18 protein-coding genes are annotated in these 26,357 nt (G+C 69.0%); 11 read left to right on the top strand and 7 right to left on the bottom strand.

Features of this window, described 5'->3' with window-relative positions:
- Nucleotides 1-38: 38 nt before the first annotated feature.
- From lysX to ACFV2O_RS02865, 4 genes are all read left to right on the top strand, one after another.
- Entirely contained in the window at nucleotides 39-3,365 is a 3,327-nt protein-coding gene (gene lysX / locus ACFV2O_RS02880) for a bifunctional lysylphosphatidylglycerol synthetase/lysine--tRNA ligase LysX (protein WP_379249733.1), read from the top strand.
- A gap of 100 nt (nucleotides 3,366-3,465) precedes the next feature.
- Complete coding sequence (locus ACFV2O_RS02875; protein ID WP_355073325.1) at nucleotides 3,466-3,678, top strand: hypothetical protein; 213 nt, start codon at nucleotides 3,466-3,468, stop codon at nucleotides 3,676-3,678.
- A gap of 287 nt (nucleotides 3,679-3,965) precedes the next feature.
- Nucleotides 3,966-4,580 (top strand): histidine phosphatase family protein, encoded by a 615-nt coding sequence (locus ACFV2O_RS02870; RefSeq protein WP_364434063.1) that lies wholly within the window; start codon nucleotides 3,966-3,968, stop codon nucleotides 4,578-4,580.
- Between the two features lie 229 nt (nucleotides 4,581-4,809).
- Complete coding sequence (locus ACFV2O_RS02865; RefSeq protein WP_379249731.1) at nucleotides 4,810-5,163, top strand: hypothetical protein; 354 nt, start codon at nucleotides 4,810-4,812, stop codon at nucleotides 5,161-5,163.
- A gap of 69 nt (nucleotides 5,164-5,232) precedes the next feature.
- Here the strand turns inward: ACFV2O_RS02865 and ACFV2O_RS02860 are convergent, their stop codons facing one another.
- The 4 genes from ACFV2O_RS02860 to aroQ form a co-directional block, all read right to left on the bottom strand.
- Complete coding sequence (locus ACFV2O_RS02860) at nucleotides 5,233-6,132, bottom strand: cutinase family protein (protein ID WP_379249729.1); 900 nt, start codon at nucleotides 6,130-6,132, stop codon at nucleotides 5,233-5,235.
- A gap of 319 nt (nucleotides 6,133-6,451) precedes the next feature.
- Nucleotides 6,452-7,921: a glutamate synthase subunit beta gene (locus ACFV2O_RS02855; protein ID WP_379249727.1), complete on the bottom strand. Its 1,470-nt coding sequence runs from the start codon at nucleotides 7,919-7,921 to the stop codon at nucleotides 6,452-6,454.
- 53 nt (nucleotides 7,922-7,974) lie between these two features.
- A complete protein-coding gene (gltB, locus tag ACFV2O_RS02850; protein WP_379249725.1) occupies nucleotides 7,975-12,627 on the bottom strand; it encodes a glutamate synthase large subunit in 4,653 nt (1,550 codons plus the stop codon).
- Nucleotides 12,628-13,365: 738 nt separating this feature from the next.
- Nucleotides 13,366-13,941, bottom strand: coding sequence for a gamma subclass chorismate mutase AroQ (gene aroQ, locus ACFV2O_RS02845; protein ID WP_379249723.1), 576 nt, complete (start codon nucleotides 13,939-13,941; stop codon nucleotides 13,366-13,368).
- 181 nt (nucleotides 13,942-14,122) lie between these two features.
- Between aroQ and ACFV2O_RS02840 the strand changes: the two genes are divergently transcribed.
- A complete protein-coding gene (locus ACFV2O_RS02840) occupies nucleotides 14,123-15,826 on the top strand; it encodes a DUF4407 domain-containing protein (RefSeq protein ID WP_379249721.1) in 1,704 nt (567 codons plus the stop codon).
- Nucleotides 15,827-15,917: 91 nt separating this feature from the next.
- Entirely contained in the window at nucleotides 15,918-17,468 is a 1,551-nt protein-coding gene (locus tag ACFV2O_RS02835) for an adenylate/guanylate cyclase domain-containing protein (RefSeq protein ID WP_379249719.1), read from the top strand.
- 134 nt (nucleotides 17,469-17,602) lie between these two features.
- Here the strand turns inward: ACFV2O_RS02835 and ACFV2O_RS02830 are convergent, their stop codons facing one another.
- From ACFV2O_RS02830 to ACFV2O_RS02820, 3 genes are all read right to left on the bottom strand, one after another.
- Entirely contained in the window at nucleotides 17,603-18,187 is a 585-nt protein-coding gene (locus ACFV2O_RS02830; protein ID WP_379249717.1) for an isochorismatase family protein, read from the bottom strand.
- Nucleotides 18,184-19,473 (bottom strand): MFS transporter, encoded by a 1,290-nt coding sequence (locus tag ACFV2O_RS02825; RefSeq protein WP_379249715.1) that lies wholly within the window; start codon nucleotides 19,471-19,473, stop codon nucleotides 18,184-18,186. The genes ACFV2O_RS02830 and ACFV2O_RS02825 overlap by 4 nt, the downstream gene beginning before the upstream one ends.
- Nucleotides 19,474-19,851: 378 nt before the next feature.
- Nucleotides 19,852-21,390, bottom strand: coding sequence for an MFS transporter (locus tag ACFV2O_RS02820; protein WP_379249713.1), 1,539 nt, complete (start codon nucleotides 21,388-21,390; stop codon nucleotides 19,852-19,854).
- Between the two features lie 85 nt (nucleotides 21,391-21,475).
- Here ACFV2O_RS02820 and ACFV2O_RS02815 point away from each other — a divergent pair, with 85 nt between their 5' ends.
- From ACFV2O_RS02815 to ACFV2O_RS02795, 5 genes are all read left to right on the top strand, one after another.
- Nucleotides 21,476-22,015, top strand: coding sequence for a TetR/AcrR family transcriptional regulator (locus ACFV2O_RS02815; protein WP_379249711.1), 540 nt, complete (start codon nucleotides 21,476-21,478; stop codon nucleotides 22,013-22,015).
- Between the two features lie 16 nt (nucleotides 22,016-22,031).
- Nucleotides 22,032-22,904 carry a hypothetical protein gene (locus ACFV2O_RS02810; protein WP_379249709.1) on the top strand — a complete coding sequence of 291 codons (873 nt, stop codon included), beginning with the start codon at nucleotides 22,032-22,034 and terminating at the stop codon, nucleotides 22,902-22,904.
- On the top strand, nucleotides 22,901-23,950 hold the full coding sequence (locus tag ACFV2O_RS02805) for a DUF4129 domain-containing protein (protein WP_379249707.1): 1,050 nt from the start codon (nucleotides 22,901-22,903) through the stop codon (nucleotides 23,948-23,950). Before ACFV2O_RS02810 ends, ACFV2O_RS02805 begins: the two co-directional genes overlap by 4 nt.
- A gap of 67 nt (nucleotides 23,951-24,017) precedes the next feature.
- Nucleotides 24,018-24,995 (top strand): AAA family ATPase, encoded by a 978-nt coding sequence (locus ACFV2O_RS02800; protein ID WP_379249705.1) that lies wholly within the window; start codon nucleotides 24,018-24,020, stop codon nucleotides 24,993-24,995.
- A gap of 3 nt (nucleotides 24,996-24,998) precedes the next feature.
- A complete protein-coding gene (locus tag ACFV2O_RS02795; protein ID WP_379249703.1) occupies nucleotides 24,999-26,294 on the top strand; it encodes a DUF58 domain-containing protein in 1,296 nt (431 codons plus the stop codon).
- Nucleotides 26,295-26,357 lie beyond the last annotated feature (63 nt).

Below are 26,357 nucleotides of genomic sequence, written 5' to 3'. Positions count from 1 at the left end.
CTTGGCAAATCCGACACACTAACGTACACACTGGTTCCGTGACCTCCACGCAAGCCCAGCAACACCTCGACACCGCAACACCGGCGGTGGATAAACCGACTCCGCCGGTTCCACACCGTGGTCATGGCCGACTTTCGGAAGTGCCGCATATCGCGGGGTTGACGCTCGGTGTATTCGCGGTGCTGTGCTTCCTGTGGAGCCTCTCGCCCGCGCTGCGTTTCCTGACCCAGGTGCCGCGCCGCTATATCGATACCTATTACTTCGACGCGCCGGACACGAACCTGATGTGGGCGCTGGTGGTCGGGTTGACCGCCGGCGCGATTACCAGCCGCAAACGGATCGCCTGGTGGTTGCTGATCGGCTATCTCGCGATCTACACGGTGGTCAACGGCATGGCCTTCGCCGAGCGCGGCAGTATTCACGCGCTGGTGGCGATGGTGGTGCACCTGGCCGTGATCGGCGTGCTCATCGCGGCATGGCCGGAGTTCTACACCAAGGTGCGCCGCGGCGCCGGGTGGAAAGCGCTCGGCGTGCTGGTCGGTGGACTGGCGATCGGCGCGCTGCTGGGCTGGGGACTCGTGGAATTGTTCCCCGGCAGTCTTCCGCCGGGCCTGCAGCGGCCTGGGTGGGCGGTCTACCGGGTGACCGCGGCGGTGCTGGCGGACAACGAGCACTTCGACGGACATCCGCGACCGTTCGTCAACTTCCTGCTCGGCCTGTTCGGCGCTGTCGCGCTGCTGGCGGCGGTAGTCATCCTGCTGCGCTCGCAGCGGGCGGCGAACGCGATGACCGGCACCGACGAGTCGGCGCTGCGCGGACTGCTGGAGCGCTCGGATGTGGAGGATTCGCTCGGCTACTTCGCCACCCGCCGGGACAAGGGGGTGGTATTCGCGCCGAGCGGCAAGGCGGCGGTGACCTATCGGGTGGAACTGGGCGTCTCCCTGGCCAGTGGTGACCCGATCGGCATCCGCGAGGCATGGCCGCAGGCCATCGATGCCTGGCTGCGGGAGGCCGATCAGTTCGGTTGGGCGCCCGCGGTGATGGGCGCGAGCGAAGTCGGGGCGACGGCGTACCGGCGGGCGGGTCTTTCCGCGCTGCGCCTCGGTGACGAAGCCATTCTGGATACCAGGAACTTCTCGCTGGCCGGACCCGAGATGAAGCCGGTGCGTCAGGCCGCCAACCGGCTGCGCAAGCACGGTGTCGTGGTCCGCATCCGCAGGCATCGCGATATCCCCGCCGACGAGTTCCGCAGGATCATTGCCCGCGCCGATGCCTGGCGCGACACCGAGACCGAGCGCGGGTTCTCCATGGCGCTGGGCAGGCTGGGCGATGCGCTGGACGGCGAATGCTTGCTGGTCGAGGCCGTCAATCCGCAGGACCGGGTGCTCGGCATGCTGTCGCTGGTGCCGTGGGGCCGCACCGGCGTCTCGCTGGAGCTGATGCGCCGCGACCCCGGGGGTCCCAACGGCGTGATGGAGCTGATGATCTCGCAGCTCGCGCTGCATTCCGAGCTGTACGGCATCACCAAGGTGTCGCTGAACTTCGCGGTGTTCCGCTCGGTGTTCGAGGAAGGCGGCCGGATCGGAGCCGGTCCCGTGCTGCGCTTGTGGCGTGGCGTGCTGCTGTTCTTCTCCCGTTGGTGGCAGTTGGAGGCGCTGTATCGCTCGAATGTGAAGTATCAGCCGCACTGGGTGCCCCGGTTCTTCCTGTTCGAAGATCGCAGGCACCTCCCCCGCGTCGCGATGGCCAGCGCGCTGGCGGAGGGCTTCCTGCCCCGGTTCGGCAAGGAGCCGGACACCGCGATCCACACCGGCGAACATGTCGCGGTGCCCGCCACCGTGACGGGCCTGCACGCCGACGGCAGCGCGCCGGAAATCCCCGAGCACGAGAGTGCGGAGCAGTTGCCACGCAGGCCCGAACAGGTTCGCGTGCGTATGGACAAACTGGCGCGGCTGACGGATTCCGGCATTGATCCCTATCCCGTCGCCTACCCGCCGACGCACACCGTCGCCGATGCGCGGCGTTCCCCGCGCGGCACCACGGTTCGGGTCTGCGGCAGGTTGCTGCGCATCCGCGACTACGGCGGCGTGATCTTCGCGGTGGTCCGCGACTGGACCGACGACATCCAACTCGTCATCGATCGCGACCGGGTCGGCGCCGCCCGAAGCGCCGAGTTCGGCGAGTTCTTCGATCTGGGCGACCTGATCGAAGTGAGCGGTCAGATCGGGGCCAGCAGGCGCGGTGAGCTGTCGCTGCTCGCGGCGGACTGGCGGATGCTGGGCAAATGCCTGCACCCGCTACCGGACAAGTGGAAGGGGCTGGCCGATCCCGAGGCCAGGGTGCGGCAGCGCTACGTCGACATGGCGATCAACACCGAGATCCGCGAGGTGCTGGCCAAACGGAGCGCGGTGATGCGCTCGCTGCGGGACTCGCTGAACTCCCTGGGTTACCTGGAAGTGGAGACGCCGATCCTGCAACAGGTGCACGGCGGCGCCAACGCCACGCCGTTCCTCACCCACATCAACGCCTACGACCTCGACCTGTACCTGCGCATCGCCCCCGAGCTGTATCTCAAGCGGCTGTGCGTCGGCGGAATGGAGAAGGTGTTCGAGATCGGGCGCACCTTCCGCAACGAGGGCGTCGACTTCAGCCACAATCCCGAGTTCACCATTCTCGAGGCCTATGAGGCGCACAGCGACTACGAGCGCATGATGCACACCTGCCGACGGCTCATCCAGAACGCCGCGATCGCCGCCAACGGCGCCATGGTGGCCCTGCGGCCCCGTGGCGACGGGACCTTCGAGGAGGTGGACATCTCCGGCGAGTGGCGGGTGCGGACGGTGCACGGCGCGGTGTCGGAGGCGATCGGTACGGAGATCACGCCGGAGACCGAGGTCGAGGAGTTGCGCCAACTCTGCGAAAAGGCCGAGGTGCCCTGTCAGCACGGCTGGGACGCCGGACAGGTGGTGCTGGAGATGTACGAGCACTTGGTCGAATCCCACACCCAGGAGCCGACTTTCTACATAAACTTCCCGACTTCGGTGTCCCCGTTGACCAGACAGCACCGCAGCATCCCGGGCGTGACCGAGCGCTGGGACCTGGTCGCCTGGGGTGTCGAACTCGGCACCGCCTACAGCGAACTCACCGATCCCGTGGAGCAGCGCCGCAGGCTCACCGAGCAGTCACTGCTCGCGGCCAACGGTGATCCCGAGGCGATGGAACTCGACGAGGACTTCTTGCAGGCGCTCGAGCACGCCATGCCGCCGACCGGCGGGCTCGGCATGGGCGTGGACCGGATCGTCATGCTGATCACCGGACGCAGCATCCGCGAGACACTGCCGTTCCCCTTGGTGAAACCACGCTGACCGAGCCTTCGTCCTGGAAGAATCCTCATCGAACGAATCGGACCGCTACCCTTGGAGATTCGGCCCCGGGAGGAGGCCGCGACACCAAAGGGGTTCGGATATGTACCTTGATCTGCTGACGAACGCGAGTTTGCTGGACCACACCGTATGGGCCAGCCCCGACACCTGGAACTCCGCGCTCGAGCTGGCCGCCAAAAAGAAGAAGAGCAGAGGCGGCGGCGGGCTGATCATCGGCGCACTCTGCTGCCTGCTGGTGGTCGCCCTGATCATCGGCGGCATCTACCTGCTGACCAAGCGCAGGAAGAACAACTAACGGCAGAAACCGACGGCCCGGCTTCTCGATACGAACCGTGCCGTCGTCGCTGTGGTCTCAGGCGCGCTCGGATGCCGATTCCGTCGCCACTTTCGGCTCTTGGCCGCGGTCGGCCAACCGAGCCGAACCGACCTTTTCTACAACCGATCGGTCTCGGTGAGATCGATATCCAGATCGAACGGCACGGTCAGCTTCAGGCGATCGAGTATGTCAACCCCTGCTGAGCCGGACGAAGGGTCGATGGGGCCGGATGGAGTGGGCCAAGGGTATGCGGCAGAGTGGGGTGGGTGCAGTTGATTCTCGTTCGCCATGCCCAGCCGGTCCGGATGCTGACTTCGGGTGGGCCCGCCGATCCGGAGTTGGCCCCGGTAGGGCTGGAGCAGGCCGAGCGGGTGCCTGCGGCTCTCGGCCATCACCGGATCTCCCGGGTGGTGAGCAGCCCGCAGCGCCGGGCTCGGGAGACGGCGGCGCCGACCGCCACGAAACTGGGTCTCGGCGTCGATGTCGTCGACGACCTCGCCGAATACGATCGCGATCTACCGGCCTACATTCCCATCGAGGACGCGAAGGTCGAATTCCGCGACGCCTATGACCGGATCAAGGCCGGACATCTTCCGGTGCAGGTGGACGGTGCGGCATTCAAGGCCAGGGTGTACGCCGCGGTCGCCGATATCGTCGCGGCCACCGATCCGGCCGACACTGTCGTCGCGTTCGCGCACGGCGGTGTGATCAACGTGCTGCTGCAAGAGGTCCTCGAGCTGGAGAGGCCGCTGACTTTCCCCATCGACTACTGCTCGATCACCCGCATCCTGTTCTCCCGCACGGGGCGCCGCACGGCCGCCACCGTCAACGAGAACGGGCACGTCTGGGACCTGTTGCCCCGCAATATCGCCTCGAGCTGAGCACGCACAGAGGATTGCCAGGCCGACCGCACCGGTGTCCCAGTCACGAGAGGCCCCTACGTTTTCGGTGCCTGCTCAGACCATGCCGGCGATCCGCTGATCGCCACGCGCTGAGTTATTCACAGCCGATTGCCAGGCCCGTCGCACCGATGTCCCAGTGACCGAACCTTCGATAGGACCGGTGAGCCGCTGCCGAACGGCGACTCACGGTTCGAGAGAAAGGAATTCCGTGTCGCTCTCCAAAACCGCTACGCCGCTGCGGCGTCTGGCCGGGGTCGCCGCGGCCGGTGCGCTGATCACCGTCCCGCTCGCGGCCCTCGCGGCGACCGCGTCCGCCGAAACCACCGCCGACCAGGCGCAGATCCAGCTGGTGGACGCGCCGCAGCAAGGCACCGACATCGACGGCGGCCCCCGTCATTTCGAACGTTTCGAACGGCATGACGGGCCGGACAACGGGCCTCGTCTTTTCGAACATTTCGAACGGCACGACGGCCCGGACTGTGAGCCGGACAACGGCCCGTGGCGGGATGGCCCGCGGCAGAAGCACTTCTTCCACGTGCTTCCGCCCACCGGGTCCAGCTAGACCCTCCGGCCGCATCGAAACGGGCCCACTTCCGAGTTCGGAGGTGGGCCCTATGGTTTAGGTGCCAGGTCAGGCCATGCCCGCGATCCAGTTGTGCATCCAGGAGATGGCCGTCTGGCCGCCACCCACCGGGTAGCTGCCGTACAGGGTGTGCGCCTGCGACTTGTAGAAACGCTCCAGGTCCTTGACTCGCTGCTCGTTGGCCGAGTCGGTCAGCTGCGCCTGCAGGACCGGGACACCGCCCGAACTCATCAGATCGCCGAAGATGTTGCCCGCCTCGATCTGGTAGCGCCACATGTTGGCCGGATTGGCATCCGACGCCTGCGCGAGGAAACCGGCGAACCGTGTGACGAAGTCCTCGGTCGCGGTGGCGCAGTAGAGGTCGTCGAGCGCGCAGATGGTGCGGGTGCGGTCACTGATCCAGCCGAAGCCGCCGACACGGGGACCACCGGCGCCCGCTCCCGGCGCGACCGGGCCGACCTGGATGTCGGTGGGCGAACGACGCGGATCGGAGATCAGGCCCACACCGGCGACGCGATCGGGCGGCACGACACCGAGGCCGGTGCCGATCTCGGCGGCGAGGTCACCGGCGGCGTCCGCGCCCTGGCTGTAGCCGACCAGAGCGATCTTGGTCGCACCGCACTGCTGCGCCATGTTCGCGATCAGGCCACGCGCGTTGTCGACCGCTTCCTTCTTGGAGTTGCCGTAAACCTCGCCCTCCCAGGGGAAGGCGGTCGCGGCATAGGTCACGTAGTCGACCTCCGCGGAGGACGGTAGGCCACGGGTGACGCCGGAAAGCATGCCCGGCTGCGGGTTCTTTTCGTGCCCGGTCTCCCAGGTACCCGGGATCGCCACAACGTACAGGCTCGGGCAGCCGGGGGCGGCGTTCGCCGAACCGCTACCGAGAACCAATCCGGACATCACGGTCGCGGACGCACCAAGAGCCGCGACGACCTTCTTCCACTGCATACCGCTCCAAACCTCGCCCTCGTCGACTTCCCGCCGAGTTGCCGCGTCAATGCTGAACGCACTGGATGTCGTTCCAGTGCACGCCGGGTGAACAGAAGTCACCCGGCCGGATGAGGTGCGCTCATAACCACATCCCAAGATCAGCAGTACGCCGGAGATCACAATAAGGCCACGCCCGCCGCAATGCCATTCGAACCCCGCAGTGTGTCGGATTTCCGTTGCCGGGGCGACTCGAAGCCGGGAAATCGCACGCGAAAAGGCGCCTGTGGACGAGTTGTCCACAGGCGCCTTTCGTTTCCGCTCCGGTAAGAGAGGGGACCTAGCGCTGAGCCACCATGGTGGGGGTGATCGGCGCCGGGAGGGCGGTCTCGCCTTCCAGGTACCGGTCCACGCCCGCGGCCGCGGCGCGGCCTTCGGCGATGGCCCAGACGATGAGCGACTGGCCACGGCCCATGTCACCCGCGACGAAGACGCCGGGAACGTTGGTCGCCCAGTTCTTGTCGCGCTGCACGTTGCCGCGCTGGTCGTAGCCGACGCCGAGATCGGTGAGCAGTCCCGGCTTCTCGGGACCGACGAAGCCCATGGCCAGCAGCACCAGGTCGGCCTCGAGCGTGAAGTCGGTGCCCTCCACCTTCTCGAACCGGCCGTTGACCATCTTGACCTCGTGCGCCTCCAGGCCGGTCACCTTGCCGTCCGCGCCGACGAAGCGCTCGGTGTTCACCGAGAACACGCGCTCGCCGCCCTCCTCGTGCGCCGAGGAGACCCGGTACATCAGCGGGTAGGTCGGCCACGGGGTGGACGCGGCCCGCTCCTCCGGGGGACGCGGCATGATCTCGAACTGGTGGATGCTCGCCGCGCCCTGCCGGTGCGAGGTGCCGAGGCAGTCGGCGCCGGTGTCGCCACCGCCGATGATGACGACCTTCTTGTCCTTCGCGTGGATGGGCGGCAGGCCCGCTTCGTCGGTGACGTCGTCGCCGAGCTGCACCCGGTTGGCCCAGGGTAGGAACTCCATGGCCTGGTGGATGCCGTCCAGATCGCGGCCCGGGATCGGCAGGTCACGCGCCAGCGTGGCGCCGCCGGCCAGCACGATCGCGTCGTACCGCTCGCGCAACTGCTCGGCGGTGATGTCGACGCCCACGTTCACACCGGTCTTGAAGATGGTGCCCTCGGCCTCCATCTGCGCGAGACGGCGATCGATGAAGCGCTTCTCCATCTTGAATTCCGGGATGCCGTAACGCAGCAGACCGCCGATGCGGTCGGCCCGCTCGAACACGGTCACGGTGTGCCCGGCGCGGGTCAGCTGCTGCGCCGCGGCCAGACCGGCCGGACCGGAACCGACGACGGCGACCTTCTTGCCGGTGAGGCGGGTCGGGTAGACCGGGGTCACCCAGCCCTCGTCGAAGGCGTTCTCGATGATCTCGACCTCGACCTGCTTGATCGTGACCGGATCCTGGTTGATGCCGAGCACGCAGGACGCCTCACACGGCGCGGGACACAACCGCCCGGTGAACTCCGGGAAGTTGTTGGTCGCGTGCAGCCGGTCGATGCCTTCGCGCCAGCGGTCCTTGTAGACCAGGTCGTTCCATTCGGGGATCAGGTTTCCCAGCGGACAGCCGTTGTGGCAGAACGGGATACCGCAGTCCATGCACCGGCTGGCCTGGGTCTGCAAGGTCTGGTGGGAGAAGTTCTCCTCGTAGACCTCTTTCCAGTCCATCAGGCGCAGTGGCACCGGGCGCCGCTTGGGCAGTTCCCGTGCGGTGTGCTTCAGAAAACCCTGGGGGTCAGCCACGAGCGGCCCCCGAATGGTCACAGCGCCTCGTCCACGTCATCTCTAGAACTTCCTTAGCCACGAGCGGCCTCCATAATCGCCTCGTCCACGTCCTTGCCGCTCTTCTCAGCTTCGGAGATGGCGAGCAAAACCTTCTTGTATTCGCGCGGCATGACCTTCACGAAATGGTTCACCTGCTGCGACCAGTCGCTCAGAATGCGCTCGGCCACCGGGGAACCGGTCTGGTCACGGTGCTGGGTGATGATGTCGTGCAGCCAGGTGAAATCGTCACCGGCCAGCTGCTCGACGGCGTCGGCCTGCTCGGGGTTGAGCTTGGACGCGAAGGTGCCGTTCGGGTCGAAGACGAACGCCACGCCGCCGGACATACCGGCGCCGAAGTTGCGTCCGGTCTCACCCAGGATGACCACCCGGCCGCCGGTCATGTACTCGCAGCCGTGGTCGCCGACGCCCTCGACCACCGCGGTGGCGCCGGAGTTGCGCACGGCGAACCGCTCGCCGACCACACCGCTGAGGAAGACCTGGCCGCTGGTGGCGCCGAACAGGATCACGTTGCCCGCGATGATGTTCTGCTCGGCGACGAACTCGCCGGGCGCGTTCAGCGACGGGCGCACCACCAGGCGGCCACCGGAAAGACCCTTGCCGACATAGTCGTTCGCGTCACCCTGCACGCGCAGCGTGATGCCGGCGGGCACGAAGGCGCCGAAGCTGTTGCCCGCCGACCCGGTGAAGGTGATGTCGATGGTGTCGTCGGGCAGGCCCGCGCCACCGTAGAGCTTGGTCACCTCGTGGCCGAGCATGGTGCCGACGGTGCGGTTCACGTTCGTGATCTTGGTCTCGAACTTCACCGCCTGACCGCGCTCGAGCGCGTCGCGGCTCTGCACGATCAGCTGCTGGTCCAGCGCCTTGTCCAGGCCGTGGTCCTGCGCCTTGGTGCAGCGGCGGTCCTGGTACATGAACGCCGTCTCGACGTCGTCCAGGATCGGCGAGAGGTCCAGCTTGCTGGCCTTCCAGTGCTGCTTGGCGCGCGAGGTGTCGAGCAGGTCCACCCGGCCGATCGCCTCGTCCAGCGAGCGGAAGCCCAACTGCGCCAGCAGTTCCCTGACCTCCTCGGCGATGAACCGGAAGAAGTTCTCGACGAATTCCGGCTTGCCGGTGAACCGCTCGCGCAGCACCGGGTTCTGCGTCGCGACGCCGACCGGGCAGGTGTCCAGGTGGCAGACGCGCATCATGATGCAGCCCGACACCACCAGCGGCGCGGTGGCGAAGCCGTACTCCTCGGCGCCGAGCAGCGCGGCGATCATCACGTCGCGGCCGGTCTTCATCTGGCCGTCGACCTGCACGACGATGCGGTCACGCAGCCCGTTGAGCAGCAGCGTCTGCTGGGTCTCGGCCAAGCCGAGCTCCCAGGGGCCGCCCGCGTGCTTCAGCGAGGTCAGCGGCGAAGCGCCGGTACCGCCGTCGTGGCCCGAGATCAGCACGACATCGGCGTGCGCCTTGGAGACGCCCGCCGCGACGGTGCCGACGCCCGGCTCGGCGACCAGCTTCACGTGGATGCGCGCCTGCGGGTTCGCGTTCTTCAGGTCGTGGATCAGCTGCGCCAGATCCTCGATCGAGTAGATGTCGTGGTGCGGCGGCGGCGAGATCAGGCCGACGCCCGGCGTCGAGTGCCGCACCTCGGCGACCCACGGGTACACCTTGTGCGCCGGAAGCTGGCCGCCCTCACCGGGCTTCGCGCCCTGCGCCATCTTGATCTGGATGTCGGTGCAGTTGGTCAGGTAGTGCGCGGTCACGCCGAAGCGGCCGGAGGCCACCTGCTTGATCGCGCTGCGCCGCCAGTCGCCGTTCTCCTCCGGCTCGAAGCGCGCGGGGGACTCGCCGCCCTCGCCCGAGTTCGACCGGCCGCCGAGACGGTTCATCGCGATCGCCAGAGTTTCGTGCGCCTCCGCCGAGATGGAGCCGTAGCTCATCGCGCCGGTGGAGAACCGCTTCACGATCGCCGATACCGGCTCGACCTCGTCGATGGAGATCGGGGAACGCGCGTTGTGCTTGAACTTGAACAGACCGCGCAGCGATGCCAGCCGCTCGGACTGGTCGTCGACCAGCTTGGTGTACTCCTTGAAGATCGAGTACTGACCGGACCGGGTGGCGTGCTGCAGTTTGAACACCGTGTCCGGGTTGAACAGGTGGTATTCGCCCTCGCGCCGCCACTGGTACTCGCCGCCGACCTCGAGCTCGCGGTGCGCGCGCTCGTTGCGGTTCTCCAGGAACGCGATGCGGTGCCGCTGCGCGACGTCGTCGGCGATCTCGTCCAGGCCGATGCCGTCCAAGTGCGAGCGCAGGCCGGTGAAGTACTCGTCCACCAGGTCCTGCGACAGGCCGATCACCTGGAACAGCTGGGCGCCGTTGTAGGAGGCCAGCGTGGAGATGCCCATCTTGGACATCACCTTCAGCACACCCTTGCCCGCGGCCTTGTTGTAGTTCGCGACCGCCTTGCGGTAGTCGGCGGCCAGGTCGCCGGTGCTGCCCGGTACCTCGAGCGCGCCGCGCTCGAGCATGTCCTCGATGCTCTCGAAGGCCATGTAGGGGTTGATCGCGGCGGCGCCGAAGCCGACCAGGGTGGCCATGTGGTGCACCTCGCGGGCGTCACCGGCCTCCACGACCAGGCCGACCTTGGTGCGGGTGCGCTCGCGCACCAGGTGGTGGTGCACCGACGAGGTCAGCAGCAGCGAGGGGATCGGCGCCAGCTTCTCGTTGGACTCGCGGTCGGACAGCACGATGATCCGCGCGCCGCCGTCGATGGCGGCCGACACCTGGGTGTTGATCGCCTCCAGCGCCCTGCGCAGGCCCTTGCCGCCCTTCTTCACGGGGTACAGGCCGCGCACGACCACCGAGCGCAGCTCGGGATGCGATCCGTCGTCGTTGATGTGCACGAGCTTGGCCAGCTCGTCGTTGTCCAGGATCGGCTGCTCGAGCGCGATCATGTTGCAGGACTCCGGTCCCGGGTGCAGCAGGTCGGCCTCCGGGCCGATGTTGCGCTTGAGGCTGGTGACCACCTCTTCCCGGATCGCGTCCAGCGGCGGGTTGGTGACCTGCGCGAACAGCTGGGAGAAGTAGTCGAACAGCAGGCGCGGACGGGCCGAGAGCACGGCGATCGGGGTGTCGGTGCCCATCGAGCCGAGCGCTTCGCCTCCGGTCTTGGCCATCGGCGAGATCAGCAGGTTTAGCTCCTCGGTGGTGTATCCGAAGATCTGCTGGCGGATCAGCACGCGGTCGTGCGACATGTGCACGTGCGGGCGGTCGGGCAGGTCGGCCAGGCGGGAGACGCCCGCGTCCAGCCACTCCTGGTAGGGCTGCTCGGCGGCGAGCAGGGACTTGACCTCTTCGTCACCGACGATGCGGCCCTGGGCGGTGTCGACCAGGAACATGCGGCCCGGCTGCAAGCGCGCCTTCTTGACCACCTTGGACGGGTCGATGTCCAGGACGCCGACCTCGGAGGCCATCACGACCAGGCCGTCGTCGGTCACCCAGATGCGGCTCGGCCGCAGGCCGTTGCGGTCGAGCACGGCGCCGACGACGGTGCCGTCGGTGAAGCACACCGACGCGGGGCCGTCCCACGGCTCCATCAGCATCGAGTGGTACTCGTAGAAGGCCCGCTGCTGCGGGTTCATGTTCTCGTTGCGTTCCCAGGCCTCGGGAATCATCATCAGCACGGCGTGGGGCAAGCTGCGGCCGCCGAGGTGCAGCAGTTCCAGCACCTCGTCGAACCGGGCGGTGTCGCTCGCCCCCGGGGTACAGACGGGGAAGATCTTCTCCAGCCGGTTCTTGCCCGCCGAGTCGACGCCGAAGACGTCGCTGCGCAGCAGCGCCTCGCGGGCGCGCATCCAGTTCTCGTTGCCGGTGACGGTGTTGATCTCACCGTTGTGCGCCACCCGGCGGAACGGGTGCGCCAGCGGCCAGGACGGGAAGGTGTTGGTGGAGAACCGGGAGTGCACGATGCCGAGGGCGCTCTCCACCCGGGAATCCTGCAGATCCAGGTAGAACGCGCGCAGCTGCGGCGTGGTGAACATGCCCTTGTAGACGAAGGTCTGCCCCGACAGGCTCGGGAAGTAGACCGACTCCCTGCCGACCGCACCCTCACCGGCTCCGGCCGACCCCAGCTCACGCTCGACGCGCTTGCGCACCACGTAGGCGCGACGCTCCAGATCCATGTCCGACAGCGGATCGGCGGCGTTCTTCGGCGACGCGATGAAGATCTGCCGGAAGCTCGGCATGGCGTCGCGCGCCAGCGCGCCCAGCGACGACTCGTCGATCGGCACCTCGCGCCAGCCGAGGACGTCGAGGCCCTCTTCCTTGACGATCTTCTCCACGCCGTAGGCGGCGCGCGCGGCTTCGCGGCGGGCCTGCGGCAGGAAGGCGATACCGGTGGCGTAGGAACCCTCCGGCGGCAACTCGAAGTCCACGATGGCGCGGAAGAAGCGGTCCGGGACCTGGATCAGGATGCCCGCACCGTCGCCGCTGTTGGGCTCGGCGCCCGCGGCGCCACGGTGCTCCAGGTTCAACAGAGCCGTAATAGCCTTGTCGACGATGTCGCGGCTGCGGCGGCCGTGCATGTCGACGACGAATGCGACGCCGCAGGCGTCGTGCTCGTTCGCCGGGTCGTAGAGCCCGATGGGTCCAGGTGACCGGTGGCCAGGAAGTTGCGTCATGCCTCTGCCTTCAGGAAAGTCGGCCTTCGAAGAAAACGGCCTTTCGTCGAACGCCTCCGTACAAGACTGCGCCCGTACGTTCCGAAGCCAGCCGCGCTGATGGTCTTCGGCGTGCAGTCAGGTCTGCAGTTTTTTCCACCCGCTTCTGTGACGTAGTGGGTGCCCTTCGGTAACGGATCCCTAACAAGATCCTTACCTCCGAGCGGGTGCTCGACCGCTACGCTGAGCACCTGGCTAGGGCTGCCCGAGCGGGCGAGGTAGCCGAACGTTCTGTGTTCGGCGTAAGAGCAAACGATAAGTCAGGTCCAGGGCCCAACCAACTTAGGTTGCGCTAATAACCAGGTTTAGCTGGGCTTCTGCATTGGGTCCTCCACGTGTGCGCGCCGTCCAGTGTAAAGCAGCGAGCGCCATGCGATCGATCCCCATGGCACCCGGTGCCAGCTGGGAAAACCGACGCGCGACACCTACCCGAGACCTTCCTCACGAGACCCGGAAACCGCCCTCACCTGCGTCGAAATGGATTTCCCCCGCGGGATGCCCGGCAAACCAAGTGGCGGCGGCTAACTCGGCGCTGTGACCGATGAGAGATTTCCGACAGCTGCGTGACAAGCAATGAATATGATCCGACCGTCCGGACTCTTTTGCCCACTGTGGGGTTCAGCACATAACCAGCAAATATCAGGAAGTGGTGTTGGACACATCTTTCCGCGCGGGTCGCCCGGCGGGCCCGGCCGCGCCCTACGCCGCGCAGAGCGACACGGCGGCCCGCACCAGCGCCGCTCGGTGCAGGACATCGGCGCGGTCCGCGACGACCACGCCGAAGACGCTGCGCGCCAACTGTTCCGCGCAATCCGGCGCGGTCAGCTCCGCTCGGTGCCCAGCGAGCTGATCGAGGATCTCGACGTTCACCCGGTCGATGACCGGGCGCACCGAGTCGAGTCCCACCGGCGCGGTGGGCGCCGCGGCCGGGTCGAAGCGCCACCTCGTCATCAGCCCCCGCTGCACCGTCTTGCTGGCCTCGATCTGCCCGAGGAAAACCTGCCGCACCCAGTTCTCCGACAGCTCACGGTCGTGGCCGAGCCGGATCATGACCTCGTAGACCTCCGCCTCACGGACCGGATCGTCGATGGTCGGCTCGATGCCGCGCTCACCCGCGGTCGACCACTTCGCGGCGGCCACCGCGTCGGCGGTGTCCAAGCGCTCGACCACGAGGGCGACCAGCCGGTCGAGCGACCGGTCGGCCGGAGCGGCCCCCGCGCTGACCGGCCAGATCAGAAGCGCCGCCGCCAACAGCGTCAACCAGACTCCGCGCACGTTGTGACCTCCTGGAATCGCCCACCCCGGATACGAAGCACCGGATGATCTGTGAGCCTTGCCACATCCGACCGTCCCTGCTCGCTGCGAACCGGGCGAGCCTGTCACGCTGTCACAACGAATCCGTGACAGTTTCGTCGCGCCCGTGAAAGCGCCTGGGACGTAGAGGATGTGCATTCCGATGACCGTCACCGGCTTGTTCACCTGGCTCGGCGGCGGCCGGACCAGCGCGATCAGCGATCGTCACGAGCGTGCCGGATACGCCGTCACCGGTGCTGTGGTGCTGTTGTTCGCCACGATCTCCGGTGTGGTCGCCGCCCTGGCCGCGGCCTCGGCGTGGCCGTGGTCGGCCGCGCTGGCCTCGGGCATCGTGGTCGCCGCGCTCACCGGCGCGCTCGCCAGGGCACTGGCCACCGCGCGGCCGAGCGGCGGACCGGATCGGCTCGGGCTGGTCGCGCGCATCGCGGTCGCCGTGCTGGCCGGTGGGCTACTCGCGGAACTGGCCGCGATCGTGCTGTTCAGCGGGTCCGTCGACCGGGTGCTGGCGGAGAAGGCGCAGCGCTCGCTCGATTCCGCGCCGCGGGTCGTCGCGGCGCAGGCGGAACTGGACCGGGCGAAAGCCGACCGGGCCGCGCTCGAACAGGCGATCGCGATGGCCCAGAACGATATCGACCACGCCCTGGTGATCGCACGCTGCGAATTCAATCCGACCCCGGAGTGCCCGCGGACCAGGATCACCGGCGTGCCGGGCCGTGGGCCGGAAGCGCAGACGGCCAACGCCATGCTCGACGACGCCCGCAAGCATCTCGCCACCGCGCAGGACCGAGTGGACGCGGCCGATCGCCGGATCGACGCCGACCAGGCCGCCCTGTCGGCCGCGCGCACCGCCGCCTTCGACGACGCCGACCGTGGGCTCGGCGCGCGCTGGCAGGCGATGAACGACTACACCGTGCACGACGCGCTGCCGCTGCGCATTCTCACCATCCTGGCGTTCGTCGCCTTCGCGCTGCTGCCGCTGGTGCTGCGCTGGTGGCGTGGCGAGACCTCGTTCGACCGGCACAACGCGGCGCGCACCGTGCACGACCGCGCCGAGCGGGAAGCCGACGCGGTGATCGCGGTCAAGCAGGCCGAGGTACGCGCCGAGGCCGAGACCCTGCGCGCCGAGCAGCAGCTCACCGCCGCCCGCCTCGCCGTCGAGGCGGACACCGCCATCGACCGGGAACGGCAGCGCACCCGCATCATCGCGGCCATCGGCGGGATCGAGATCGGCATCACCGAGCCGCCGCGCCGCCCCGAACTTCCCGCCGCCACGGCGGACGACCGAAAGGACAGCGCCATGCCCGACGAGGCGACGCCGAACCTACCCGCGCCCACCGGCGTGCACCCGCAGGTGCCCGCCGTCGCATCCGCACCGGCGGCACCGAGCGGCGGCGGTCTCGAGCTGCCGCTGATCGGCACTGTCCCGTTCACCGACACCGCGGCGCGTTTCATCCGGCCGCTCGTTCCGTCCTTCGTCGCCAACGCGATCGATACGGCCACGCATCCGTTGCGCACGGCGCGGCAGGCGTTCGAGGAGGTCGAGGAGATCACCTTCACGCTGCGGCGCACCCGCAAGGTCACCGTTGACGGCCAGACCTCGCATCCGCAGGCGGTCGGCTACCAGTTGCCGCCCGGCGCGCCCGATATCGCGCACGCCCAGCACATCGCCGCCACCGTCGTGGACGCCGCGTACTCCGCGCCGCACGCCCCGCGCTATTCCTCGCTTCCGCCCACCGGCGCAGCGGGCTACGCTCTGCCCACCGGCGCCCACCGTGACGAACTGCCGGGCCACCACCGCCCCGAACTCCCCGAGCCCGGCCGCCGCGAACTGCCGCCGGGTCGCTGACCGCACCACTGCCACCCACGGCCCACCCGGCGCCGGATCCGGCCGAGTGCGGCCTACGGCGCTGGGGCGCTCCGCGGCTTACGCTGCACCCATGCAACACAGGGAGGTGACGCTCGCCGCGGCGCCGTGGGGGTCGCGATTGCTCGGGTCCGCCGAGGAGTCGTCGGGGCTACGACGCATTCGCGTCCAGCTGTTGCTCACCGTGCCCACGCTGTTGGGCAATCTGACGGGCATGGTCGTGTCGATCGTCCTGGTCGGCTTCGTCTTGCCGGGCCCGTCGGTGTTCAGCCGGGATCTGCTGCTGCTCGACGTACTCGCCGCACCGCTGTACGCGACCTGCGCGCTGTTGCTCGGCCTGTGGTGGGGCACTACCCGCGAATTGCGCGCGCTGCGGTGGGCCACCGATCCGGACCGCGTGCCGACCGAGGAGGAGATGGCCGCGGCCACGGCGGTGCCGCGCAGGCTGGTGCGCGACCAAGCGCTGCTGTGGTTCGGCGGGCTCGTGCTGCTGACCACGTTGTACGGGCTGGCCGAACCCCAACTGATCCCGAAGGTGGCCTTCGCCATCGCGATCAGCGCCATCGTGGTGTGCGCGAACAGCTACCTGATCATCGAGTTCGCGCTGCGGCCCGTCACCGCCCGGGTGCTGGAAGCCGCGGATTCCGGTCGGCGCCGCGGCATCGGCGTCTTCGGACGCTCGCTCGTCGTCTGGGTGGTCGGCTCCGGCGTGCCGGTGGCCGGAATGATGGTGCTCGCGGTGCTGGCGCTCACGATGGATGACGTCACCAAGGCGCGACTGGCGGTCTGCGTGCTGTCGCTCGGCGGCGCGACACTGGTCTTCGGTCTCCTGCTGATGACGCAGACCTTGGCCGCGACCGTCGCGCCCATCCTCGGCGTGCGCCGCGCGATGCGTCAGGTGGAGGACGGCGATCTCGATGTCGCGCTGGCCGTTTACGACGGCACCGAGCTGGGTGAGCTGCAGAGCGGTTTCAACCACATGGTGGAGGGACTGCGCGAGCGCGAGCAGATCAGGGACCTGTTCGGCAGGCATGTCGGCCGTGAGGTCGCCGCGGCCGCGTTGGCGGGCGACCCGGCGCTCGGCGGCGTGGAGACCGACGCCGCGGCCCTGTTCATCGACATCGTCGGCTCGACGACCATGGCCGCGACCATTCCCGCGCCGGAGATGGTCGCCATTCTCAATCGGTTCTTCGGCATCGTGGTCGACGAGGTGGAGCGCCACGGCGGGTTGGTCAACAAGTTCGAGGGTGACGCGGCCCTGGCCGTCTTCGGCACGCCCGCTCCGCTGGCCGACGCCCCTGGCGCGGCGCTGGCCACCGCCCGCGCGATCCTGGCTCGGCTCGACAGCACCGCGACCGATTTCGTCGCGGCCATCGGCGTGGCCGCGGGCCGGGTGGTCGCGGGCAATGTCGGCGCGCATCAGCGCTACGAGTTCACCGTCATCGGCGACGCCGTCAACGAAGCCGCTCGCCTGTGCGAACTCGCCAAGCAGCAGGGCCTGCTGCTCGCCTCCGGCGCAACCGTCGCGGCGTCCGCCGAGTCCGAAGCCGGACACTGGCGGCTCGGTGAATCCGTCACCCTTCGCGGCCGCCTCGCGCCGACCCGGCTCGCCCGCCCGGCCTGACGCTCCTCGCTACCGCCCGCTGTTCGCGCGCCCCGACTCCGCACTCGATCGCCGGACACGGCCCGACCTTGCATCGGGACGAGCTGAGCTGCGACCGGCGCCACCACCGAGGCCGGATCCACCTTCTGCCGGGGTCAGGCGCGGGTCTTGGCAAGCGTTTCGACGATCTCGGCGGTGCAACCGGTTTCGCCGAGGAGGGGGAAGATCCGTTCGATGCTGTTGCGGTGCGCCTCCACGTTCAGATCGGCCATGGCGTCCGTCGCGAGGGTGACGTGGTAGCCGTGTTCGAAGGCGGCGCGAGCGGTCGACTCCACGCCGATGCTGGTGGTGAGCCCGGCCAGCACGATCTGTGTGACGCGGCGGCGGCGCAGTTGCAGATCGAGGTCGGTTCCGTGGAAGGCACCCCAAGTGCGCTTGGTCACCATGATGTCGTCAGGGTGACCGGCGAGGTCGTCGACGATGACATCCCAGCCGTCGGGCAATGAACCTGGTGGGCTCGAGATGTCGCTGCGACCTGGAGCGGCATCCGCTCCGTCCGCACGGGCCGTCACCCGCACCAGGACGACCGGGGCGCTGTGCTCGTGGAAAGCACGGGCCAGCTCGACCGCCCGGGCGACCACTTCTCGACCGGTATAGGGGACGGTCGGCGCGTCGATGAGGGCGTTCTGCAAGTCGACGAGGACCAGCGCGCTGGACGGGTCGAGTGCGGTCACAGTCATGAATTTTGCCTGGCTTCCTGCGAAACGCTTGCCGTTTGTGGTTGAAGGGTTGTCGCCACCGCAAGGTCGGGTGCGGGTGCGGGTTCCTGGCGACGGGGTAGCAGCAGCGGGCTGACGAGGATCAGCAGTCCCGCGACCGTGATAGCCGTGCGCGGGCTGGTCACGTCGGCGAGCAGTCCGCCGAGCGCGCTCAGCACTGCGATGGAAGCGCTGCCGCTGATCGACCAGGCCGACAGGGTGCGGGCGACGCGGTCTTCGGGTGTGTGCTCGAGTCGATAGGTGGCCAGTACCGGGTTGTACAGGCTCATGCTGATGATGATCGCGAGCTCGACAGCGATCACTGTCGCGAGGCCTGCGACACCGGGCTGGACGAACGCGAGGCCGATCAGCCAGATCGCGCGCAGCGTGCCGACGGTGCGCAGGACCCGGTGCCTGCCGTATCGCTCCACGACACGGCCGGCAAGGCGTGAGCCGATGAGTCCGCCGACGCAGGGGGCGGCGAAGGCGAGGCCGTACTGCCAGGGTGGGAATCCGAGCTCGCGGAGCAGTAGTACGGCCAGGAGCGGCTCGGTGGCCATGATCAGTCCGCCCACGAGCAGCTGGTTGAGATAAAGCGCCCGTAATCCAGGATGAGCCAGCAGGTACCGCCAGCCTTCGAGCAACTCACCGGCCCGCAGCCGGGGCTTGCCGGTCCGCCGCGGGGGTTCTTCCCTGCCGCGAATCGCCGTGACCGCCAGCGCTGAGAGCAGGTAACTCAGCGCGTCGGCCACCACGGTGGTGACCGGCCCGAACAAACCGATCGCCGCTCCGCCCAGCGGCGGCCCTACGGCGGTGGAACTCCACGTCGTCGACTCGAATCGCGCGTTGGCCACGAGCAGGTCCTCGGGCCGCACAAGGGCTTTGAGATAGGCGCCGCTCGCCGCGTTGAAGGCGATCTTGGCCGCGGCGACCACGGCCGAGACGACCAGCAGCTGGACGAAACCGAGTCGGCCGAAGGCATAGGCGAGCGGGATCGTCGTCATGACCGCGAACCGGGTGAGGTCCATCGCGATCATCACCGGTCGCTTGCGGCGATATTCCACCCACGGCCCGAGCGGCAACGCGATCAGCGCGCCCACCGCAGGCCCCACCGCCGACAGCGCGGACACTTGTCCGGGGCCTGCGTGCAGCACCAGCACGGCGATCAGCGGCAACGCACCGAACCCAAGACCCGACCCGTAGGCGCTGACCGCGTAGGCCGCCCACAACCATCCGAACTGCCGACCGAGAGATCGTCCGGTCCCCAAGCTTCGCACCTCTCGATCGCACAACTCACTGTTGATCGCCATGGATCAAAGCAAGGCGCGGAGGTGTGATCAAACAACGAACCAGCGATGATCCACAACCAAATGTTGTGCGTTCGAACGCCGCGACTACCTCGACTTCAGACGAGCGGACGCACCCGACACCCAGGTCCGGGTATTGCATGGGCGCAGCGCATCCCGCGCCTCACGGCGACGGCCGGCTGATCGGCACCGCAGTCGGTCCGATGTCGCGGTGAACCCTCATGATCGTCTTCAGCGGGCTCACCGCCGACCGGGAAGTAGTGGTGGTTCCGCAACCGGCGGGTCGGCCGCGGCCTCGAACACCGGCGTGGGCAGCGCCGCGCAATCCGGCCCGCGAAATCACCCGGGCGCATGGCGCAACCGGAACGCCACCGCGGCCGCGATCAACAAGATCGCGGTGGTACCGAGGGCCGCGAAGTGGATGCCCGAGACGAAGGACTCGTGCACCGAGGCGAGGAACGCGCGCCCGGCGGCCTCCGGCAATTCACGTGCGAAAGCCGTGGCGGCGCCCAGGGATTCCGAGGCGGCAGCCATCCGGTCGCCCGGCACGTGCGTCGGATCGAGACCGTTGCGGAAGATCGCCATGACCACGCTGCCGAGGATCGCGACGCCCAGCGCGACGCCGGTCTCGTACGCGGTCTCCGACACGGCGGCGGCCGCGCCCGCGCGCTCCGGCGGCGCCGAGCCGACCACCAGGTCGGAGGACACGGTGAGCGCGACGCCCACGCCTGCCCCGATGAACAGGAAACCGAGTACGAACGGCGTGGTACTGGTGGCCGCGTCGGGGCCGAGCAGGCCGAACAGCGCCGCGCCCACCGCCGCCGTGATCAGCGCGCCGCCCAGCACCGTGCCCGGCCGCAGCCGCCGCACCAGCCAGGCCGCGGCGAGCGAGGCGATCATCCCGGCCGACAAACCGGGCAGCAGCAGCAATCCCGCTCGCAGTGGGGAGCGTCCCAGCACCAACTGGAGGTACTGCGAGCCGAAGAAGAGCACACCGGCCAGCGCGAACACCGCGAGCAGATTGGTCAGCACCGCCGTACGGAACTTCGGCAGCGCGAACAGCGCCAGGTCCAGCATCGGTTGCTCCAGTCGTCGCTGCCTGCGCACGAACCACAGCCCGGCAAGCAAGCCGATCAGACTGATCACCGCGACCCGGACACTCTGCCCGTGCGCCGCGAGTTCCTTCACCGCGTACACCACCGGCACCAGCGCGAGCATCGACAGCACGGCGCTGAGCAGGTCGAAACGACCGGGCCGCGGATCACGCGACTCCGGGAGCAGCAGCGGACCGAGCCCGATCAGCACCAGCATGACCGGCAGGTTCACCAGGAAGACCGAACCCCACCAGTAGTGCTCCAGCAGCCAGCCGCCCAGCAGCGGTCCCGCCGCGGCGCCACCGCCGGCCATCGCGCTCCACACCGCGATCGCGACGGTTCGCTGCCGCGGATCGAGGAACATCGACCTGATCAATGCCAGCGTCGCGGGCATCAGCGTCGCACCGGCGACACCCTGCAGTACGCGCGCCGCGATGAGCATTTCCGGCGTCAGGGACCACGCCGCGAGTATCGAGGCGACACCGAATCCCGCCGCGCCGAGCAGCAGTAACTTGCGCCGCCCGATCCGGTCGCCCAGGTTGCCCATGACGACGAGCAGTCCGGCGAGCACGAACGAGTAGACGTCGATGATCCACAGCAGTTGCGGCGTGGTCGGCGCGAGATCGGCGCTGATCGCGGGCACGGCCAGATCGAGCACCGTCGCGTCGACGGCCAGCAGCAGTAGCGCGAGCGCCAGCACGGACAACCCCACCCACTCGCGTGTCCCCGCTCGAGGTGGGGCATTGGTCGATCGTTCGGCGGGTTGCGCGGTCTGGGTGGTCATGACTTTCTCGACTTCCGTCGTCCGTTTTCTTACCGTCCAGACGGTATACTACTCACATAACCGTCCGGACGGTATAGTCAGCCGGGTGACGGCTGACACCCGCGACCGAATCCTGGATGCGCTCGAGACCTTGCTCCTGGAAAAAGGCATGTCGCACGTGACTCTGGAGAATGTCGCGGCCACCGCGGGCGTCTCCAAAGGCGGCTTGCTCTATCACTTCAAGAGCAAGGACGCGCTGCTCGCGGGCTTGGTCCGCAGACTGGCCGACCGTGCGGGCCAGCAGTTGGACAACTCGGTCGCCGAAGGCGGCTCGGTAGCCGAGTGGTACCTGCAGACGCCGAACCCGGCCGTCGAGGCGGAGGCGGTGGAGCTGGAGCTCTACCGGTCCATGCTCGCGACCATGCGCACCATCGACGCCACGCCCGAGCCGGACGAGGTGCAGCAGGCGTTGGTGGACCTGATGAATTCCTGGTCGGACGGTCTGGACGAGGAGGTCGCCGACCCGGTTCAGGCCGACCTCATCCGACTGGTCGGCGACGGCGTGTACCTGCGCGCGCTGCTCGGTCTTCCGCCCATCGATCCCGTTCGCTACCGGCACGTGGTGGACCGCTTACTGCGGCGCTGACGGTTAGACTCGGCCCGTGCTGCCAGCCGCCGAACCGGCCGGCGCCGTCGGGGCGGGAACCGATCCGGTACCGGGGTCTCCTGGAGCGACGGTGCCGATCCGACCGCTGAGTTTCCGCGAACTGCTCGATGTGCCGTTCGCGCTGATCCAGGCGAACATCCGCGCCCTGGCCGGGTTGAGCGTGACGGGCCTGCTGCTCGCCGAAGCCGTGGTCGTCGCGGTGACCGCGGGCGCCTCCGCGCTCACCGACGGCTCCGACCCCGGCACCGCGTGGGCGGCGATCCTGTCCACCGCGGCCTGCGCGTGGCTGCTGCGGTTCGCGTTACGCGGCACGACCGTGGCCCTGGGGCTCGCGACCGTCGACGGAGCCCCGATCGGCCGGCGGACCGCGCTGCGCCGATTCGGTGGGACGCTCGGTCCGTTGCTGGTCTTCCAACTGCTGTTCACCATGGTGGGCGTCGGCGTGCTCGCGGTGGGCGGCCTGCTGATCGTGACGCTGCCGCTCGCGGCGATCTGGCTGGGCCGGCTGCGCGCCCGCCGCTGGGTCGCGGTGCCGGTGCTGTTGGTCGAACGCACGACGCATCGCGACGGCGTCGCGCGCGCGAAACTGCTCGCCGAAGGCGCGGAGTGGCCGACCACCGGGCTCTGGATCGCCCAGCGGGCCCTGTTCACGCTGCTCGCCGTCCCACTGCTCGGCATCCCGCTGTTCGTCTCGGACTTCTCCGGCACCCATCGGTGGCCGGTGATCGTGCTGACCACGTCGGCGGTGCTGCTGCTGACGGCATTCGGCGAAGTGGTCGAGGCTTCGTCGCGGGTGGTGTGCTACGTCGATCGCCGCTGCCGCAGAGAGGGTTTGGACATTCGCATTCCGAGTCGGGAGGCGCGATGAGCGATCCCGTGCCGATGGAGCCGCGAACGGCCGACCCCGCGCCCGGCGCCCCGCGGCTCGGCGCCGCCGCCGATCATCGCGCCGCCGCCGAAACAGCCGCCGCGCAGCGGGATTTCGACCGCGCCCTGCGGGAACGTTTTCGCGCCGTGCTGCGCGGCCTGGAACAAGGCGGCGTGCTGGAGGTCCGGCGGTCGCGGACCGCGCGGGAGACCGCCGACGACGTGACGACCGCGTTGCCGCTCGAGACCGCCACCGAGTTCCAGCCCGCCGCACGAAGCTTCGACGAGGTGGTCTACGGCGGACGCCGCGCCACCGAGGACGAATACCGCAGGCTGGAACACGCCGACCGGTTCTCCGGGTCCGCGCCGCCCCCCGCACCGGAACCGGTCGAGATCGAGGCGGTCGAGCAGACGCCGCGCACCAGGCGAAAACTGCCGCCGCTGCCGAACCTGGTGCGCGATCCCAGGTTCTGGGCGGTGCTCGCCGCGACGGCCGCGTTGTTGCTGCTGGTCTACGGCGTCGCGCAGTCCTGCGGCGCGCCGATCGCGCCTACCGCCCCGCCGCCGCAACCGCCGCCGGATCTGCCCGACGTCCCTCCGCCGGACCGCCCCGGCTTCGGGGCGGGTGACGACGCGATCTGGGACCGGTTGCCCGCACCGGTCTTCTACGGCGGCGTGCAGTTCCTGATCGCCGCCGCGCTGGTGGTGTGGTGGCGTGCCCGCAGACGGGGCGCTCTGGTGCGCGAACCCCGCCCCGTCGAAGTGGCCGCGAACGAACTGCTCGGCGGCCAGGCCGCGCTGTATCGCCGCTCGAAGGATCACGATCACGTCGCCGGAAAGCTGCGGGCGGCCGCGCTGCGCCGCATCCGCACCCCTCTCGGCGTCACGGCCGACACCCCGCCGGACCGGATCGTCGCCGTGATCGCCGCGCGCGTCGGCGCCGACCCGGCCCAGATCGGCGCCGCCCTGTTCGGCCCGGTTCCCGATCCCGAGACCCTCCGGGTGGTCGCCGCTCAGCTCGAATGGATCGAATCGGAGGTCGGATGAGAAGCCCTCGCCCGGTCCTCGCCCGGCTCACCGCCCGCGGGAACGCCCGCGAACCACAGGAGATGGAATGACCAGCACCGAGACCACCCCGACGGCCGAGCAGGCGAGCGCCGCGTTCCACGCTCTGCGCGCCGAGATCGGCAAGGCGGTGGTCGGCAACGACAACGCGGTCATGTACCTGGTGCTCGCGCTGCTGTGCCGCGGCCACGTCCTGCTCGAAGGCGTGCCGGGGGTGGCCAAGACGCTGCTGGTGCGGGCGCTGGCCACGGCGCTGGACCTGGAGCACGCGCGGGTGCAGTTCACCCCCGACCTGATGCCCGGCGACGTCACCGGGTCGCAGATCTACGATCCGCACTCCGCCGAGTTCACCTTCCGGCACGGACCGGTGTTCACCAACCTGCTGCTCGCCGACGAGATCAACCGCACGCCGCCGAAGACCCAGTCGGCCCTGCTCGAGTCGATGGAGGAGCGCCAGGTCTCGGTGGACGGGAAACCACGGCCGCTGCCCGATCCGTTCGTCGTCGTCGCCACCCAGAATCCGATCGAACAGGAGGGCACCTATCCGCTGCCGGAGGCGCAGCTGGACCGGTTCCTGTTCAAGGTGGACATCCACCTGCCCGGTCGCGACGACGAGTTCCGCATCCTGCAACGCCACGCCTCGGGTTTCGATCCGCGCGACCTCACCGCCGCGGGACTGCGTCCGGTCGCGGGCCCGGCGCACATCGCCGCCGCCCGCGCCGCGATCGCGCAGACCACGATCACCCCCGAGGTGCTCGCCTACACCGTCGACGTGTGCCGGGCCACCCGCATCTCGCCCGCCGTACAGCACGGCGCGTCGACCCGTGGCGCGACGGCCCTGATGGCGGCCGCCCGCGCGTTCGCCTGGCTCAACGGGCGCGGGTTCGTCACGCCGGACGATGTGAAGACCGTCGCCGTCGCCGTGCTGCGGCACCGCCTGCACCTGCGCCCGGAGGCCGAACTGGACGGTGTGACCACCGAAGGCGTGCTGTCGTCGCTGCTGCTGTCGGTACCGGTCCCGGTGTAGCCGATGGTCGTCACCGGTCGGCTGGCCGCCGCGGCAGGCGTGGCGGCCCTGTTCGTCACCCTGGTCCTGCCCTCGGTGGTCGGCGTGGTCGTGGTGACCTGCGTCCTGGCCGCCGGGCTGCTCGTCGATCTCGGCGCGGTGGGGCGGGCGCGCGACCTGTCGCTGTCCCGCGAGGCATTGACCACGGTGCGGCTCGGCCGCTCCGCCGAGGTGGAACTCGTCGCGGTCAACACCGGAGGCCGCAGGCTGCGCGGGACGGTGTGGGACGACTGGCCCGACAGCGCACGCGCCGAGAACGGCGCGCACGTATTGGATCTCGCCCCTGGTACCAAGGTCCGTCTCCGCACCACGCTCACGCCCACCTACCGCGGCGATCGGGTCGCGGGCCGGATCACGGTGCGGCTGCTCGGCCCGCTCGGACTGGCGGGCAGGCAGACGAGGCGGGACGTGCCCGCCCGGGTGCGGGCGCTGCCCGCGTTCCGCGCCGAACGGCTGCTGCGGTCGAAAGTCAAAAGGTTGCAGCACCTCGACGGTCGCAATCTGGCCAACCTGCGCGGGCAGGGCACCGAATTCGACTCGTTCCGCGAGTACGTCGCCGGTGACGACGTGCGCGCGATCGACTGGCGCGCCACCGCCCGCGCCACCGACGTCCTGGTCCGCACTTGGCGGCCGGAGCGCAACCGGCACGTGCTGATGCTGCTGGACACCGGCCGGGTCAGCGCGGGCCGGGTCGGCGACGGTACGCGCTTGGACGCGAGCATCGAGGCGGCCCTGCTGCTCGGCGGTCTCGCCGCCGCCGCGGGGGATTCGGTCGACCTGCTCGCCTTCGACCGCCGAGCGCGCGCCGAGGTCCGAGGTGTCGGCGGAAAGGGTCTCCAGCTGAAGTTGATGCACGCGATGGCCGGAATCACTCCCGCCCTCGTCGACACCGACAGCGCCGGACTGGTGCGAGCGGCCATTCAGCGCACTCGCAGGCGCAGCCTGGTCGTCTGGTTCACCAGCTTGGACGGCGCCGCGGTGGAGGAGAACCTGTTGCCTGTGCTGCCGGTCCTGGCGCAACGGCACCGCGTGCTCATCGTCTCGGTGACCGACCCCGATGTCGCCGCGGCGGCCACCCGGCGCGACGGCCTGTCCGACCTCTACGCCGCGGCCGCGGCCGAATCCGTGCTCGCCGAACGCGCGCTGGTACAGGAATCGCTGCGGCGCACCGGGATCGCGGTCGTCGCGGCGTCTCCGGAACAACTGCCGGAGGCCCTGGCGGACGAATATCTGGAGCTGAAACAATCCGGAGCCCTTTGAGTCTTTTCCGCCGGGCCCCGCGGTCTCGTCGAAGCGCGTCCTCGCGCACCCGCCGAGGAGGAT

Origin of the sequence: Nocardia sp. NPDC059691 (assembly GCF_042733915.1) — a bacterium.
Classification (GTDB): Bacteria; Actinomycetota; Actinomycetes; order Mycobacteriales; family Mycobacteriaceae; genus Nocardia; species Nocardia sichangensis.
The sequence above is the reverse complement of the archived record's forward strand: the minus strand, read 5'-3'. Positions and strand labels throughout refer to the sequence as shown.